The sequence below is a fragment of the Microtetraspora malaysiensis genome (assembly GCF_050947145.1).
Classification (GTDB): Bacteria; Actinomycetota; Actinomycetes; order Streptosporangiales; family Streptosporangiaceae; genus Microtetraspora_A; species Microtetraspora_A malaysiensis.
This window is the reverse complement of record NZ_CP191998.1, coordinates 2,828,909-2,842,642: the sequence shown is the minus strand read 5'-3', so window position 1 is coordinate 2,842,642 and position 13,734 is coordinate 2,828,909. Positions and strand designations below refer to the sequence as shown.

The 13,734-nt window shown below is 68.3% G+C and carries 14 protein-coding genes and 1 pseudogene; 14 read left to right on the top strand and 1 reads right to left on the bottom strand.

All coding sequences use genetic code 11. The features are described 5' to 3' along the window. Positions 1–159 precede the first annotated feature (159 nt). The 12 genes and pseudogenes from ACQP1V_RS13550 to ACQP1V_RS13495 all read left to right on the top strand — a co-directional run bounded on the left by ACQP1V_RS13550 (position 160) and on the right by ACQP1V_RS13495 (position 11,639). Positions 160–1,017, top strand: a complete 858-nt coding sequence (locus tag ACQP1V_RS13550; RefSeq protein ID WP_433422643.1) for a DUF3626 domain-containing protein — start codon at positions 160–162, stop codon at positions 1,015–1,017. Between the two features lie 77 nt (positions 1,018–1,094). Further along, entirely contained in the window at positions 1,095–1,319 is a 225-nt protein-coding gene (locus ACQP1V_RS13545; RefSeq protein WP_433422641.1) for a UTRA domain-containing protein, read from the top strand. Positions 1,320–1,334: 15 nt separating this feature from the next. Beyond that, positions 1,335–1,994 carry a YdcF family protein gene (locus ACQP1V_RS13540; protein ID WP_433422638.1) on the top strand — a complete coding sequence of 220 codons (660 nt, stop codon included), beginning with the start codon at positions 1,335–1,337 and terminating at the stop codon, positions 1,992–1,994. A gap of 262 nt (positions 1,995–2,256) precedes the next feature. Beyond that, entirely contained in the window at positions 2,257–2,520 is a 264-nt protein-coding gene (locus ACQP1V_RS13535; RefSeq protein ID WP_433422636.1) for a hypothetical protein, read from the top strand. A 741-nt stretch (positions 2,521–3,261) separates the two neighbouring features. Further along, positions 3,262–3,444 (top strand): hypothetical protein, encoded by a 183-nt coding sequence (locus tag ACQP1V_RS13530; RefSeq protein ID WP_433422634.1) that lies wholly within the window; start codon positions 3,262–3,264, stop codon positions 3,442–3,444. A 224-nt stretch (positions 3,445–3,668) separates the two neighbouring features. Next, entirely contained in the window at positions 3,669–4,769 is a 1,101-nt protein-coding gene (locus ACQP1V_RS13525; RefSeq protein ID WP_433422631.1) for a DUF222 domain-containing protein, read from the top strand. 366 nt (positions 4,770–5,135) lie between these two features. After that, complete coding sequence (locus ACQP1V_RS13520; protein ID WP_433422629.1) at positions 5,136–6,110, top strand: aldo/keto reductase; 975 nt, start codon at positions 5,136–5,138, stop codon at positions 6,108–6,110. Between the two features lie 542 nt (positions 6,111–6,652). Further along, positions 6,653–6,796, top strand: a pseudogene (locus tag ACQP1V_RS13515) (aldo/keto reductase); the annotation flags it as partial. A gap of 1,091 nt (positions 6,797–7,887) precedes the next feature. Then, positions 7,888–8,610 (top strand): hypothetical protein, encoded by a 723-nt coding sequence (locus ACQP1V_RS13510; protein ID WP_433422626.1) that lies wholly within the window; start codon positions 7,888–7,890, stop codon positions 8,608–8,610. A gap of 9 nt (positions 8,611–8,619) precedes the next feature. Then, a complete protein-coding gene (locus tag ACQP1V_RS13505; protein WP_433422624.1) occupies positions 8,620–8,817 on the top strand; it encodes a hypothetical protein in 198 nt (65 codons plus the stop codon). 164 nt (positions 8,818–8,981) lie between these two features. After that, entirely contained in the window at positions 8,982–10,667 is a 1,686-nt protein-coding gene (polX, locus tag ACQP1V_RS13500) for a DNA polymerase/3'-5' exonuclease PolX (RefSeq protein ID WP_433422621.1), read from the top strand. 123 nt (positions 10,668–10,790) lie between these two features. After that, positions 10,791–11,639, top strand: coding sequence for a hypothetical protein (locus ACQP1V_RS13495; RefSeq protein WP_433422619.1), 849 nt, complete (start codon positions 10,791–10,793; stop codon positions 11,637–11,639). A 1-nt stretch (position 11,640) separates the two neighbouring features. Here the strand turns inward: ACQP1V_RS13495 and ACQP1V_RS13490 are convergent, their stop codons facing one another. Beyond that, complete coding sequence (locus tag ACQP1V_RS13490) at positions 11,641–11,844, bottom strand: hypothetical protein (protein WP_433422616.1); 204 nt, start codon at positions 11,842–11,844, stop codon at positions 11,641–11,643. A 24-nt stretch (positions 11,845–11,868) separates the two neighbouring features. Here ACQP1V_RS13490 and ACQP1V_RS13485 point away from each other — a divergent pair, with 24 nt between their 5' ends. Then, positions 11,869–12,111: a hypothetical protein gene (locus ACQP1V_RS13485; protein WP_433422614.1), complete on the top strand. Its 243-nt coding sequence runs from the start codon at positions 11,869–11,871 to the stop codon at positions 12,109–12,111. Positions 12,112–12,340: 229 nt separating this feature from the next. Then, positions 12,341–13,576 carry a sulfite oxidase gene (locus ACQP1V_RS13480; protein ID WP_433422611.1) on the top strand — a complete coding sequence of 412 codons (1,236 nt, stop codon included), beginning with the start codon at positions 12,341–12,343 and terminating at the stop codon, positions 13,574–13,576. Positions 13,577–13,734 lie beyond the last annotated feature (158 nt).

Genomic DNA, 13,734 nt, shown 5'->3' with positions numbered 1-13,734 from the left:
AGTGTCAGACCGAAGTTGAACTGACCTGTCGGCTGACCTGCTGCCGCGTCGCGCCCGGGGCGAAGGCGAACAGAGATCAGGATGAGGGAAGACCATCGGGGCCGGGTCCCAAGTCAATTCGGGATGCGACGACAGATCGCGCTCAGGCAGACTGCGCGGATGAGCGCGGACACGTTCACGTCGCCGCAGGAGCGAGCCCTCCGCCACGTCGAGACCCTGTCGTCGGGGGACCCGATCGACCCCCGGTTGCGTGTGACCCTCAACTTCCACCCCGACCGCTTGGTCGGCGACCGGCAGATCCTGCTCCGACTGGCCGACGACGGCGTCTACCTGTCGCAATTCGTCACCGGAACGAGCAACGGGGGACTCACCGCTCATCCCGGCGGCGACCGGTGGCGTTGGGAAAGCAGGATCTTCGGCGGCGCGTACGACCATGCGCCCGCCGAGGCGCGCCCCGTCTACGGTGCGCTGAACTTCCGACATAAGCCCATCGGCGCCGCGCCGCGGTTCGGATCCGCCCACTTCAGGCTGACGGCCGAGACTCTTCGGCGAACCACCTTCTGCTACCCGGACAGCTTCTTCGAACCTTCGGCGTTCGGCGTCGCGTCCCGCATGGCGCTGATCGGCCTGGCCGAGGCGGACGACCAGGACCTCCTGGACGACTACATCGAGGCGCAGGTGCACGGGCCGGTCCGGCTCGATCGGGACGTGGAGGCCCTGCTCCTCGATCCCAGCTATCGCGGCACGGCCGTGGAGGCCGCGGCCCGCCGGCTTCCGTGCGCGGTGGAATGGCATTCCGGCTTCCGCCTCACGACCGAACATCTGCGGCGCCACCCGAACTACCGGGGACAGGAGTACGTAGCGCTCGGCGCCGAGATCGCGGTCGACGGCCTGCTCGATCCGCGGGTCATCGGAGACGCCACCCGCACCGGGCGCTACGACGTGCAGGCACTGAAGAAGGTCTGGCACTACGTGGCGCGCTTCGGCTCGCCACCGCCCCCGGCCGGCAAGCCCTGATCACCCGTCCGCCGACCCGAACGAACCCCTCTTTTTGATCTGACGCCGGAACAGGAGGACATGGCGGAGGGTTCGCCGTGCTCACCGTCCAGGGCCTCGAACCCGACAGCATGACCGAGACGATCCATGCGCGAACGCCCACGCCACACGAAGCTGAGGTGCTCCAGCTACCCGCCGGCGAGGCTGTCATGGTCCTGCACCGACGCACATTCACCCGCGACGGACGCCTGGTCGAGCTCGCGCGAGACATCCATGCCGCCTCACGCTTCGCATGGTCATACACGTTCAAAATCCCCGATTGAGGACAGGAACCCGCCATGACACCCCGTGCCGTCCTATCCGACACGCTTCGCGCCGACGTCGCGACACTTTGGGACTACCACGACATGCACCATGGTGTACGCCCCGCCGACGTCGGCATCGGGCTGGGCAGTCATGACCTCGGAGTGGCGACATGCGCCGCCGATCTCTACCTGCGCGGGACATTCCCGTTGATCGTCTTCACCGGCGCCAACGCCCCAACCACAGTCAACGACTTCCCACGTGGTGAGGCGGTTCACTACCGGGAGCACGCCATCGAGCGCGGTGTTCCCGCCCAAGCCATCCTCATCGAGCCGACGGCGACCAACACCGGCGAGAACATCAGCCGAACTCGCGCACTTCTCACCGAACAAGGTGTCAAGGTCCGCTCGGCCGTCATCATCTCCAAGCCGTACCAGCAGCGACGCGCCTACGCCACCTGCACGAAGCTCTGGCCGGAGATCGACATCACGTGCGCGTCCCTTCCGATGTCACTCGATGAATATCTGGAGCGCATCGGGAACCCCGACCGTGTGATCAGCATGCTCGTCGGCGACACCCAACGGATCACCGAGTACCCCAAGCTCGGCTACGCCGTCGAGCAACCGTTCCCCGCCGACGTCCGGTCGGCCTATGAGCGCCTGGTCGAGGCAGGGTACACAAGCCGCCTGATCTGACGAAGGGTCACGGGTTTCCTGCCCGCTGCCATCGTTTGGACGGGAGAGCCCTGCGCGCTTGTAGCTGGAATCGAGCAAGTCCCCCGTGGTGCCGCCGGCCGAACTAAAGCTGACCGATCTTCGCGCCCATACGCGTGACTGGGGAGAACATGCTCATCGAAGCAGAGCTGAAGGCCCGCGTCCGCGAACCCGAACGAGTTCGGGCACGCCTTGATGACATCTTGATGGCATCGCTTCGGCCACCCCAACCACCTGCCGCGACGTGTACTACGTCCGCGAAGACCAGGCGCTTACAAAGGCGGACGAAGAGCTACGACTGCGGGCGGACGGCGTCGCCGTGGTGCAGCGCGCGAACCGAATGGTGGGCACGGCACCGAGAGAGCGCGCAGTGGCGGCAGCCTGGGACCTGCTCGCCATAACCCTGACCCACGCGGGCGGCGGGCTGGCACGCAAGCGCAAGCCGCGCAAACAGGGCGGCCTCAATGTTTCCGCCCATAGCTGCGGGTCACCCGGCCCCGAGAGTTGACAGCGATGGCGTCGACGGTAGGGAAGCCGGCCTCCGGTGGCGAGCCGCTGTGACCTCTCCGCTCGCGAATGCCCACCAATCGGAATGCCGTCCACGGTAGTCACAAATAGTGCAAGCATGATTACTTAGAGTTGCCTATCGAACGCGTGAACGATATCCTCGCAGAGGGTCGACCGTCAGACCGGGAGGGGAGGTGCGAAGAGATGATGCTTTCGGGTGGCGTGCTGTTGTCGCGCCGACCGGAGGACGCTCTTCCGTCCCGGCCGTCTGACGCGCCTTCTGCATCCCCGCGACGGCGGCGCGGGTCCAGGCGGCACACGCCGCTCATCGGATCCGATCGTTTCTCCGGTGACTCCTACGGTGCGGTGCTTCTCGACCGCGCTCGCAGCGCCGAGCTCCTCGGTGACGGCCTCAGCTTCGGAGGCTGCGGAGGAGCCCCTGATCCCGCCCCGCACGACACGACCCGCCCCGAGGGGCGAGGTGGACGACGCGGTGAGCCGGAGACGACGCACTCCTGGGCCCGTCGGCTGCTCGGCCTCCCGGAGGCGACAGAAGACCAGAAGCCTGACAGCAGGGAGGAGTCGCAGCGCCGCGGAAGCGATGGCGGTGCCCTTTCCGGTCGGGACGGGCTACCGCGGCCCGGATGCAACCGTGACGACCTGTCGGCCTGGGATGGAATCTGGCAAGGCCGTCGCCCCACCCACGAGTCGCCCGCGACCCGTCCCTTGCGGGCTGGTCGGGATGGCCGGGGCGCTGGCCAGGGCATCGGCGGTGATGGGCCGGCCGCTGGTGGTGACCGCCGGGGCGCTGGTCAAGATGGCCAGGACGCTGTCGGCCGGGGCCGAGGCGCTGGTGCAGGCAGCGCTGGCGGTGACGGCCAGAACCCCACGGGCCCGGATGCTGCTGGTGGTGACAGCCGAGTAGGAGACTGGCCCGACCTGAACCTGGCCGGATGCGACGTCATCGAGTTGCTGGCTCGTGCCGAGTGGCTGGCCGCGGCTGCAGGAAAGGTGTCGGGCGAAGCCAAGACCGGGGCTGGAGCCGAGACCGGGACTGGCGCTGGAGTCGGTGTTAACGCCGGTGCTGGGGCAGGGGCTGGCGCAGTGACTGGGACCGGTGCCGAGACTGGTGCCGAGGTTGAGGTGGTGATGGCGGAGATCGTCGCCCTGGCACGGGCGATCGATCTGGCCGAAGCCGCGATCGCCGCCCGCCTCCCGATAGCCGAAGCCGGTAAAGGCCACCACCTGTTCGGGCGGCGGTCGATCGGGGCGTGGCTGGCAGCGGCCACCGGGTCACGCACCGCCCGCGCCGGAGAACGTGTCACACTCGCGCGGCAGCTCCCGCGCCTGCCCCACACCGCCCGCTTGTTCGCGTCGGGTCGTCTGTCGTTCGGGTATGCGGCGACGATCGCGTCCGCCACCCGGCATCTGGACGACGCCGAAACCGAACTGGCCGAACCGATCCTGGTGGAGTTGGCGCGGGCGTCGGTGTCCACGGTGGAGGACGTGGCCCGCGCCGGCCACACCATCATCGAGACCATCGACCCGGACGGGAGGCTGGCGCGGGCGGCGGCCAAGACCGAACGCCAGCACCTGACGATCTCCGACACCACCGATGGGATGGGCCGCCTGCGCGGACTGCTCGACCCAGAACTGAAGATGCAGCTGAAAACCTGGCTGGAACCGCTGGCGGCCAAAACCGACAGCACCGACCTGCGCAACCACGGCCGCCGCATGGCCGACGCCCTCGCCATCCGCCTATCGCAGGGCGGCAGGCGCACCGTGATGCACGTATCGGTCACCGAGCAAACCCTGACCGGCCAATCAGAAGAGCCGGCCTTTCTGGAGGACGGCACGGCTATCCCGGCGCAGGATGCGCGCAGGATGGCCTACACCGCCGAACTACGGCGGGTGCTCCGCGACGCGGACGGGATCATGAAGGATTTCGGGCGGGCACGCCGGCTGGCCTCAGCCGACCAGCGGGAAGCGATCCTGGCCACGTACCGGACCTGCTGCCGCGAAGGCTGCGACATCCCCGCCTACCTGGCCGAGATCGACCACATCGAACCCTGGTACCCGACCGGCCGCACCAACCTGGACAACCTCGCACCGCTGTGCGCCGCGGACAACAAGTGGAAGTCCCGCCACCCCGACCGGGTAGAAGTGATCGATCAGGGCGACGGGACCGTGTCAATGCGCTTCCACCGGTATTCCAAGCTCCGCCCCCGACGCTGGACCGACAGACAGTGACCAACAATCCCGCGAACAGCGGCCCATGAACGGCGACCGGCGATCCGTGATCGAGGATCGAGGACCGGCGACCGGCGATCACTGAACAGCGACCGGCGAGCGCGATCCGTCATGCACGTCGAAGCCGTCCGCAGGCATGCGGTGAGCCGGCGGGGATCCTTCGTCCTGGCACTGGTGACCTGTCGTGTTGGAGGCGGACTCTCGCAGATCATTAGGCTGCCGATCGAGTTGGGGCAAATGTTTCTCCTTCGGCAGCAGGTGACGTACAACGAAAGCGCTCACAACGACAGGAGCTTCCGCGGGCTTCCAACGACGCCGTAAAGCCCGTATGTTCACCGCGACCGGACGGAACCTAGGGTGATCGGCATGGATTACGTACGGCTCGGCACCACCGGACTCAAAGTCAGCAGGATCTGCCTCGGCATGATGAGCTATGGCGACCCCGACAAATGGGGCGGCTGGGTACTCCCCCAGGACCAGGCCGAACCCATCGTCCGCAAAGCCGCCGACAACGGCGTCACCTTCTTCGACACCGCGGACGTCTACTCCCAGGGCGTCAGTGAAGAGGTCACCGGCAACCTCCTGCGCGCCATATTCCCCCACCGCGAGGACTACGTCCTCGCCACCAAGGCCTACTTCCCCGTGGGCACCGGTCCCAACGATCGGGGGCTGTCCCGCAAACACATCCACGCCGCGATCGACGCCTCGCTACGCCGCCTCGGCACCGACTACGTCGACCTCTACCAGATCCACCGCTGGGACGACGAGACCCCGATCGAGGAGACGATGGAGGCCCTTCACGACGTCGTCCGCGCCGGAAAGGCCCGCTACATCGGCGCCTCCTCCATGTACGCCTGGCAGTTCGCCAAGGCCCAGCACACCGCCGAACGCAACGGCTGGACCAAATTCGTCGCCATGCAGCCGCACTACAACCTCCTCTACAGAGAAGAGGAGCGGGAGATGATCCCGCTGTGCCGTGACCAGGGCGTCGGCCTGATCCCGTGGAGCCCGCTCGCTCGCGGCCTGCTCGCCCGCGCGGGCGCCCCGGTCGACACCGCCCGCCAGGTCGGGGACGGCGCGCGCCAGGAGCAGCTCTATGGGGGCGCGGGAGATGCCGTGATCATCGAGCGGGTGGTCGAGACGGCGCGTGAGCACGAGGTACCTCCAGCTCAGGTGGCGCTGGCGTGGCTGCTCCACCAGCCGGGCGTGACCGCCCCGATCGTGGGCGCCACCAAGGAGCGGCACGTGGACGACGCCGTCGCCGCGGTGGATCTGGCCCTGAGTGAGAAGGAGCTCGCCTTCCTCTCCGAGCCGTACCTCCCGCGTCCGATCATTTTCTGACGTCGGCGATCGACGACGAGCATGGCGAGGCCCGGTGCGGGCGGCGGCATCGAGCCTCGGCGACGCCGCCCGGCTGGCACTCGCACAGCTCCCCAAACAGTGCCGCCGCCGCGTACTGATCCGCACCGACTCCGGCGGCGGCACCCACGAGTTCCTCACCTGGCTCACTCGCCCAGGCCGACGGCTTGCCTACTCCGTCGGGTTCACCTTCACCGACGACGCACGGCACCCCCGCTCGCCGCTACGAACCCAACCGCCTGCGGCTACGCCTGTTCGCCGTCGCCTCCGCGGCGGCCGACGCCTCCGCCTTCGCATCGCCACACGATGGCCATGGGCGGCACAGATCATCACCGCTCTGGCGCGACTGAACACCCTGCCCGCGCCGACCTGACCAGTACCAAACCGTCCCTACGGCCAGGAAAGGAACCGTGGGCCCGTGGAACCCCGCTCACCCGGCGCGACAGCCGGGCCAACGAGCTGACCAGGGCCGCGAAAACAATCTCAGCCGAACAGCTCAGCCAACCAAACGAAGATCACGAAAGATCGAGGCTAACGACGTCGTCCGCGCCGGAAAGGCCCGCTACATCGGCGCCTCCTCCATGTACGCCTGGCAGTTCGCCAAGGCCCAGCGCACCGCCGAACGCAACGGCTGGACCAAATTCGTCGCCATACAGCCGCACTACAACAAGCGGTTCACTTCATGCAGCATGTTGAATCTGGCCGCCTGACGTTCCTCATTCGCCGACCCACACGCTTGAATTGCCCCGTTGAGCTGTCGATTCGCTCCAGGGCACACCTCCTTTCAGGTCAGCCGTCGCCGTCACGAGCCCGGCACAAGACCCGATTCGGTGAGGACTTTCACTACAGGGTCAAGCCGCCTTCGGCGGGAGGCACGCGCCGCCCGCACTGAGGAGAGAGTGAGAGGCGCGCGAAGTCGTGGGGTGTGTCAGCCGAGGGCACCAGGACGAAAGCGAGGAGAGCAAAGCGCAGCCGCAGGAAGCCAGTCAACCGCATGTCCGAGAACTCGCGCCCGCACGAGCAGAGCCGCAGGCCCGCGCCTCGCCTCCGGCGGGCGTGCGGCCTCTTCGGGCCGATCCCGCCGCGTCGGGCGCGCGGCCTTCGGCAAGCTGAGCGTCGCAGTGGCGAACTGGCGGCATACGTTTATGCCGATGAGAGTCTCTTTCCGCAGGTGATGGAGACCAGACGAAACCTCGAACACCTGCCAACCACCCGTTAACGCGGCGCGCGTTCGGACGACCAGCGAAGGCGTGGGTAGAGAGAAAACTGCGCGTCAGCTCGTGGGAAAACCTTGGGGCCCTGCCCCAAACCCCGGAGCGCTCCGGGATCCGGATGATCACCTTCGTGAGCAGCAGGGCCATAGAGGGCTGAGGTAGAAGCCCTGATCGTCCCGTCTGGGCAGTAGAAAGAGTTCACGCGGGGTGCCGTAACTGAACCGTCGTGATACAAATGGCGGATTCGGCATAGCGAGCCCATTATGCCCATGTCTACAGGCTGATGCCGGACCTGCGATCGATTGGGAGGGCACATGGCCGCAGGGAGACGGTGGATCTGGTGCGTGCTGGCCACGGTCACGGCCATTGCCATCTTGACCGGTTGTTCCACAACCGCAACCACTTCGAAGGTCCCACGGCCGCAGCCGACGTGGCGCTTTCTGGACGAAAGCAGTTCGCATGCCGCGGCCGACGATCTTTGCCCGAAGGGCCGGGGGCCGAGGGGCTTGGATTGTCGTTCCAAAGTTCCCGGGTATAAGGCGTGCATGAAGCGGCATCCGGTGAAAAATTCGGCCACACTGTGCCAGCAAGCGCTGATCGTCCGAATCGAATGCCGTCGCGGAGAACTGGCCATCTTTTTCGGCGAATACGACTGCGCCTCATCGTTCGAATCTTACCTGTCATGCCGGATGGGAAAACCGAAACGGTCTGATGACGTGTGCGCCGCAGCCGAGAGAGCGTTGCTGCGCTGTCCGGGCAGCTTTGGTCCGGGCAGCTTTGGTCCGGACATCGATTTCGACTGTGTGAAGGCGCGAGACGCCTACTACGATTGTCGCGACGACACGCGAAGCGATTACATGTTCTGCTCAACATATATCGAGATTCTCGGTGTGTGTCATACGGCGAGGGTGAGCTGCTCCGACCTTCTCGACAAGTATCTTGCTTGCGCCCATGAAGGGTTATCCCCTAATGAGTGCGCATTCGGGTCGAACATGAGGATCGGGTGCTTGCATGATCTCAAAGCCGGCACCTTCCGGCAGATCGCGACATGCGACTCCATCTGGAGAGATCACCTCAGAGATTGTTCTGGCCTTAATGGGTTACGTGTCGACGGTCCTACGCCCTGTACGGGTGGTGCGACTTGGTATGAAGTGAGCTATTCGATCTGCGAAAAGCAGGGCGACTCCGCCGAAACGGTTCGCGTGGATTACGTGAGCGCCGAGGACAATAATTACAGACCACCGATCTGCTGGGTACCTAAAGGCTAGATTCGCCATATGTACGAGGAGGCCGAACACGCCATCGGTAGAGCATCCGCGTCATACCTCGAGCGCGCGTCCGGCCCGGTCCTGCCCGAGCCGGACGTCGTTCGAGACGCGCAGGGCGAGCGCCCGGTGCGGGCGGCATCGGGCCTCGGCGACGCCGCCCGGCTCTCGCCGGTGCGGTCGCCTGCCGGTGAAGCAGACGGCCGGTGAAGCGGACGGTCAGTGAAGCGGACGGCCAGTGAAGCGGACGGCCAGCGCCCACGGAGCAACGTCCCCAGGGGCGCCTCGGTCCCGGCGGGCCTCCTCGCGGCGCCCGCTGTGGCCGTCCGTGGCGGCGTCGAAGATTGTCAGGGGCACACCGTACGCTGCAGGGCATGGGTCGGTCGAACGATGATGCGGCTGCCGCGATCGAGGAATACGCGGAGCTTTTCGCGCTGAACGGCGGGGACGCGTTCCGCGTCCGCAGTTACCAGAAGGCGGCGAAGTCGATCGCCGGCTACCCGGAGGATCTCCGCGAGACGGATCCGCGGAAGATCCCGGGGGTGGGCGAGGCGATCGCCAAGAAGGTCGATGAGTTCCTCCAGCGGGGCAGCTTCCGCCAGCTCGACGAGCTGCGCGCCGTCGTGCCCGACGGGGTGCGCGAGCTCACGAGGGTCCCCTCGCTGGGGCCGAAGAAGGCGCTGTTCCTGTTCCAGGAGCTCGGCATCGACTCCCCCGCCGCCCTCGCCGAGGCGATCAGGGGCGGCCGGTTGGCCGGGCTGCGCGGATTCGGCCCGAAGACCGCGGAAAACCTGCTCAAAGGGGTCGAGCAGTTGGAGCAGTCGGCCCGGCGGGTCCACATCGGCATCGCCATGGACCTGGCCGAAAGGGTCATCGCCTCGGTGCCCGCCGAGCGCATCGCGTACGCCGGTTCGCTGCGGCGGATGCGCGAGACGATCGGCGACGTGGACATCCTCGCCGTCGGCCCGGTCGAGCTGATGGCCACCTTCGTGGCGCAGCCGTACGTCACCGAGGTGATCGCGCGCGGCGACCGCAAGACCTCGGTCCGGACCGACCGCGGCATCCAGGTGGACCTACGCCTGGTCCCGGCGGAGTCGTGGGGCGCCGCGCTCGTCTACTTCACGGGGTCGAAGGAGCACAACGTCCACATCCGCGAGATCGCCGTCAAGAAGGGGTGGAAGCTCTCCGAGTACGGCCTGTTCGACGGCGAGGACGACGTCATCGCCTCGGAGACCGAGGAGGACATCTACCGCGCGCTCGGCATGGAGTGGGTGCCGCCGACGCTGCGCGAAGACGGCGGCGAGGTCAAGGCGGCGCTCGACGGCCGGATCCCCCGCCTGGTCGAGCTGGGCGACATCAAGGGCGACCTGCACACGCACACGAATCTGACCGACGGCATCGCCTCGCTCGACGACATGGTGGCCGCGGCGGCCGGCCGGGGTTACGCCTACTACGCCGTCACCGACCACGCGCCCGAGCTGTTCATGCAGCGGATGACCCTGGAGAAGGCGCTCCAGCAGAGGGCCCAGATCGCCGCGCTGCAGGGGCGATATCCCGGCATGCGGCTGCTGCATGGCACCGAGCTCAACATCGGCCCCGACGGTTCGGTGGACTGGCCGGCCAAGGTTCTGGAGGAGTTCGACATCTGCGTCGCGTCCGTCCATTCGCACTTCGGGCAGAGCCGCGACGAGATGACCCGCCGCTTCATCACCGCGTGCGAGAACCCGAACGTCCACGTCATCGGCCACCCGACCACCCGCAAGATCGGCAAGCGACCCCCGGTGGACGCCGACTGGGACGCGGTCTTCCGGGCGGCGGCGCGCACCGGGACCGCCATGGAGATCGACTCGTTCCCGGACCGGGCCGACCTCCCGTCCGACCTGGTCCGGCGGGCCCGCCACCACGGGGTGAAGTTCTCGATCGACAGCGACTCGCACGCGATCCCGCATCTGGCCAATCTGAAGTTCGGGGTCGGCGTCGCCCAGCGGGCCTGGCTGACCCCCGACGACGTGATCAACACCTGGCCGCTGGACCGCCTGCTCGCCTTCCTCGGCCGCTAGAGCGGCGCGGCACCTCGCTCCACGAGAGCCGCGGCCCCACGAGGACGCTCATCCCTCTCCGGAGGGAGCGGAGTCCCGCTGGACGGGGAGGATCGGCCCGGCCCACGCCGTCAGGCTGAGGCCATGAAGACAACAAGACCACATACGGCGGCCACCGTCGCTGCGGTCATGGCGGGCGTCGGGCTGGCCGGTTTCGGGGCGACCGGGATCGCCTTCGACATCGTCGGAGTGGTCATGGCGGCCCTCGCGGCGGTCACCGGGGCCGAAGAGGCGGTCCAGCTGTCGCTCGACTGGCCGATGACCGCCGCCCGCGCTGCCGCACTCGTAGTCGGCACGGCGCTGCTCGTCTCCGCCGTACGGCGCCACCGCCGCGCCCGCTGCGCGTGCCGGCGGTGCGGGCGCCCGCCCGTGCCCACGTCCACCGCCGGCGAGAGCCGGAGGACGCCCACGGCCACCGCCGGCGAGGGTCGGAGGATGTGGGACAGGCTGAGCGTAGGAGCCGGGTACGCGACGGTGGCACTCGCCGCGGGGTACGGCGCGCTGAAGGCCCAGTGGGGCCTCGGCGGCACCATCGGGCTCGACGATCCCCACGCGTTCGGGGAGGTTCGGCTGTGGTCGTCGGGGATGGGCGACACGGCCCTGCTGGCGCTGATCGGGATGGCGCTCGGGCTGGGCTTCGCCCGCACCTGGCGGCCTCCGCTGCGGATGCCGCGCTGGCTGCCGCTCACGGCCGCGTTCGTCGGCTGCGTGATGCTGGTCCCGGTCGGAATTTTGGGCATCGGTTACCGGATCGCGACCGTGCTCGGCATCGCACAGGTGTCGATGAAGGGCGTCTCGCTGTGGGTGTTCGACGTGATCTACGCCTGGTTCCTGATCATGGGACTGGCGATGGGGCTCGCGGCTGTCGGTTACCACTACCGCACGAGGGGGGTGTGCCGGTCCTGCGGCCGGGGCCGACCCGCCTTCACATGATTCAGGAAGAGCCGTCCGCCTCCCGGCCCTCGCCGTCACCGCTCACCAGCCGGTCCAGCAGGCCGGCGGCCAGGCGCAGGAGCCCGCGTTCGGTCGGGGTGAGCTCGCATGCCATCCTCTGGGCCAGCCACGCGTCGGACTCCTGCGCGTACCGCATGAGTACGTCGGCGCCTTCCTCTGTCAGGGCGATCGATCTGCGTAGCATTCGCCGATCGTGCCTGGGGGTGCGGTGACGACCACGAAGGCGCAGCGGGACAGGCCACCCCGGGCCGCGTACCGCGCTCTCCCCGTCGGCCCGATGCTCGCCGGGGCCGCCGGCATGTGCGGTCCGGTCCTGGCGGGCGCGCTCACCGACCATACGGGGGCGGGGATGCTCGCGATCCGTCCCGCAGACGCGGCCCTCGGCTGCCTCATCGCGATCGGCGCCGGCTATCTGCCGTGGTCGCCGCGGCAGGGAAGCGGGCGGAAGTAGGGTCGCGCCGCCGCCGACATCGATCACGGCGGCACCCGTGTCGCCCTCGGCACCTCCTCGACGAGTTCCACCGACAGGACGGGGTCCGCCTGGAACAGGCCCACCTGACGCGGCCCGCGGGCGCGCAATCCTGGTGGACCAACGGCACGCCCCCCGTTGACATCCCGCACTCACTGATTCAATGGTTTCCTAGTAGGTAAATAGGAAATTCAAGGAGGGGTGGTCCACCATGGCTCTTGATGACCTGACCGGCGCGTCCGTCTCCGGGTCCGGCATTCCGCACCCGCGCGAGGAGACCCACCGCACTCCGTCACTCCCCTCCCCCCGTACCGGCGCCCACCCCGGCGGCGAAGCATCCGCCGGCCCCGACGGGCTGTCCGGGGACGACGAGGCGGAGCGGGCCATCGTCAAGCCGCTGCCTCCCGAACTGTTCGACATCCACGGCTCCTGTGCCGAGATGCGCTGGGAGGCGATGCGCGGCCGGGGCTACCACGTGCCCAACGACCGCTTCTTCGTCCGGAACCACACCTCGACCCCGCGGATCGACGCCGCCACCTGGCGGCTCAGGCTGCACGGGTCAGGGCTGCGCCGTCCCCGCGACTTCACGTACGACGAACTGCTCGCCCTGCCGACGCGGACCGCGGACGTGGCGATCGAGTGCGCGGGGAACGGGCGCTCCCTCTTCGCCGCGCAGCAGGGACAGGGTGCCCCCGGCACGCCGTGGCGGCTCGGCGCGATCGGCGTGGCCCGCTGGCGCGGCGTGCCGCTGTCCACGCTCCTCGCCCTGGCCGGGCTCCGCGGCGACGCCGTGGACGTCCTGCCCACCGGCCTCGACCCCGAGTACGTCGACAACGGCGTGAACCTCGGCCACGTCCGCCGCCCGCTGCCGATCGCCAAGGCCCTGGACGACGTGCTCCTCGCGTACGAGATGAACGGCGAGCGGCTGCCGCCCGACCACGGCTTCCCCGCGCGGCTGGTCGTCCCCGGCTGGACCGGGATCGCCTCGATCAAGTGGGTGGGCGACATCGAGGTCTCCACCGCCCCGCTGTCCTCGCCCTGGAGCACCGACCTCTACCGGATGTTCGGCCCGGGCCGACCTGAGGAGCCGTTGACCACCCAGGTGGTCAAGAGCGCGTTCGAGCTGCCCTGGAACGCGGCGCTCCAGGCCGGACAGCGGCACATCCTGCGCGGCCGATCATGGTCGGGCACCGGGCGGATCGTACGGGTCGAGGTCAGCGTCGACGGAGGGCGGTCGTGGCAGCGCGCCGTGAGCCGGGGCCGCGCCCCCGCGGCCGGCTGGACGCCGTGGCACATCGCCTGGTTCCCTCGCGATCCCGGCCGGTACGTCCTGATGGCCCGGGCCACGGACGAGACCGGGGCCACCCAGCCGGAGCGCACCCCGCACAACACGTTCGGCTATCTCTACGACGGGATCGTGCGGCATCCGGTCACGGTGACCGGCTAGGTCCCTGTCCGCACAGGTTCACCGGGATCGAGGGAATCGAGGGAGCGGAAGGGAACCACCGGGGCCCGAATGAGATCCTCACCCCCAACCCCGGCAAAGGTTGGCTGATCACGGCACTAGACGAGCGGGCCCACGGGAATGTCACCACAAGGCCACCT

Excerpts from the sequence above, each read along its gene's own strand:
- ACQP1V_RS13505 (WP_433422624.1), top strand. The coding sequence starts at position 8,620 with ATGTACGAGGAGGCCGAACACGCCATCGGTAGAGCATCCGCGTCATAC.
- polX (WP_433422621.1), top strand. The coding sequence starts at position 8,982 with ATGGGTCGGTCGAACGATGATGCGGCTGCCGCGATCGAGGAATACGCG.
- ACQP1V_RS13495 (WP_433422619.1), top strand. The coding sequence starts at position 10,791 with ATGAAGACAACAAGACCACATACGGCGGCCACCGTCGCTGCGGTCATG.
- ACQP1V_RS13510 (WP_433422626.1), top strand. The coding sequence starts at position 7,888 with ATGAAGCGGCATCCGGTGAAAAATTCGGCCACACTGTGCCAGCAAGCG.
- ACQP1V_RS13530 (WP_433422634.1), top strand. The coding sequence starts at position 3,262 with ATGGCCGGGGCGCTGGCCAGGGCATCGGCGGTGATGGGCCGGCCGCTG.
- ACQP1V_RS13520 (WP_433422629.1), top strand. The coding sequence starts at position 5,136 with ATGGATTACGTACGGCTCGGCACCACCGGACTCAAAGTCAGCAGGATC.
- ACQP1V_RS13480 (WP_433422611.1), top strand. The coding sequence starts at position 12,341 with ATGGCTCTTGATGACCTGACCGGCGCGTCCGTCTCCGGGTCCGGCATT.
- ACQP1V_RS13550 (WP_433422643.1), top strand. The coding sequence starts at position 160 with ATGAGCGCGGACACGTTCACGTCGCCGCAGGAGCGAGCCCTCCGCCAC.
- ACQP1V_RS13525 (WP_433422631.1), top strand. The coding sequence starts at position 3,669 with ATGGCGGAGATCGTCGCCCTGGCACGGGCGATCGATCTGGCCGAAGCC.
- ACQP1V_RS13540 (WP_433422638.1), top strand. The coding sequence starts at position 1,335 with ATGACACCCCGTGCCGTCCTATCCGACACGCTTCGCGCCGACGTCGCG.
- ACQP1V_RS13490 (WP_433422616.1), bottom strand. The coding sequence starts at position 11,844 with ATGCTACGCAGATCGATCGCCCTGACAGAGGAAGGCGCCGACGTACTC.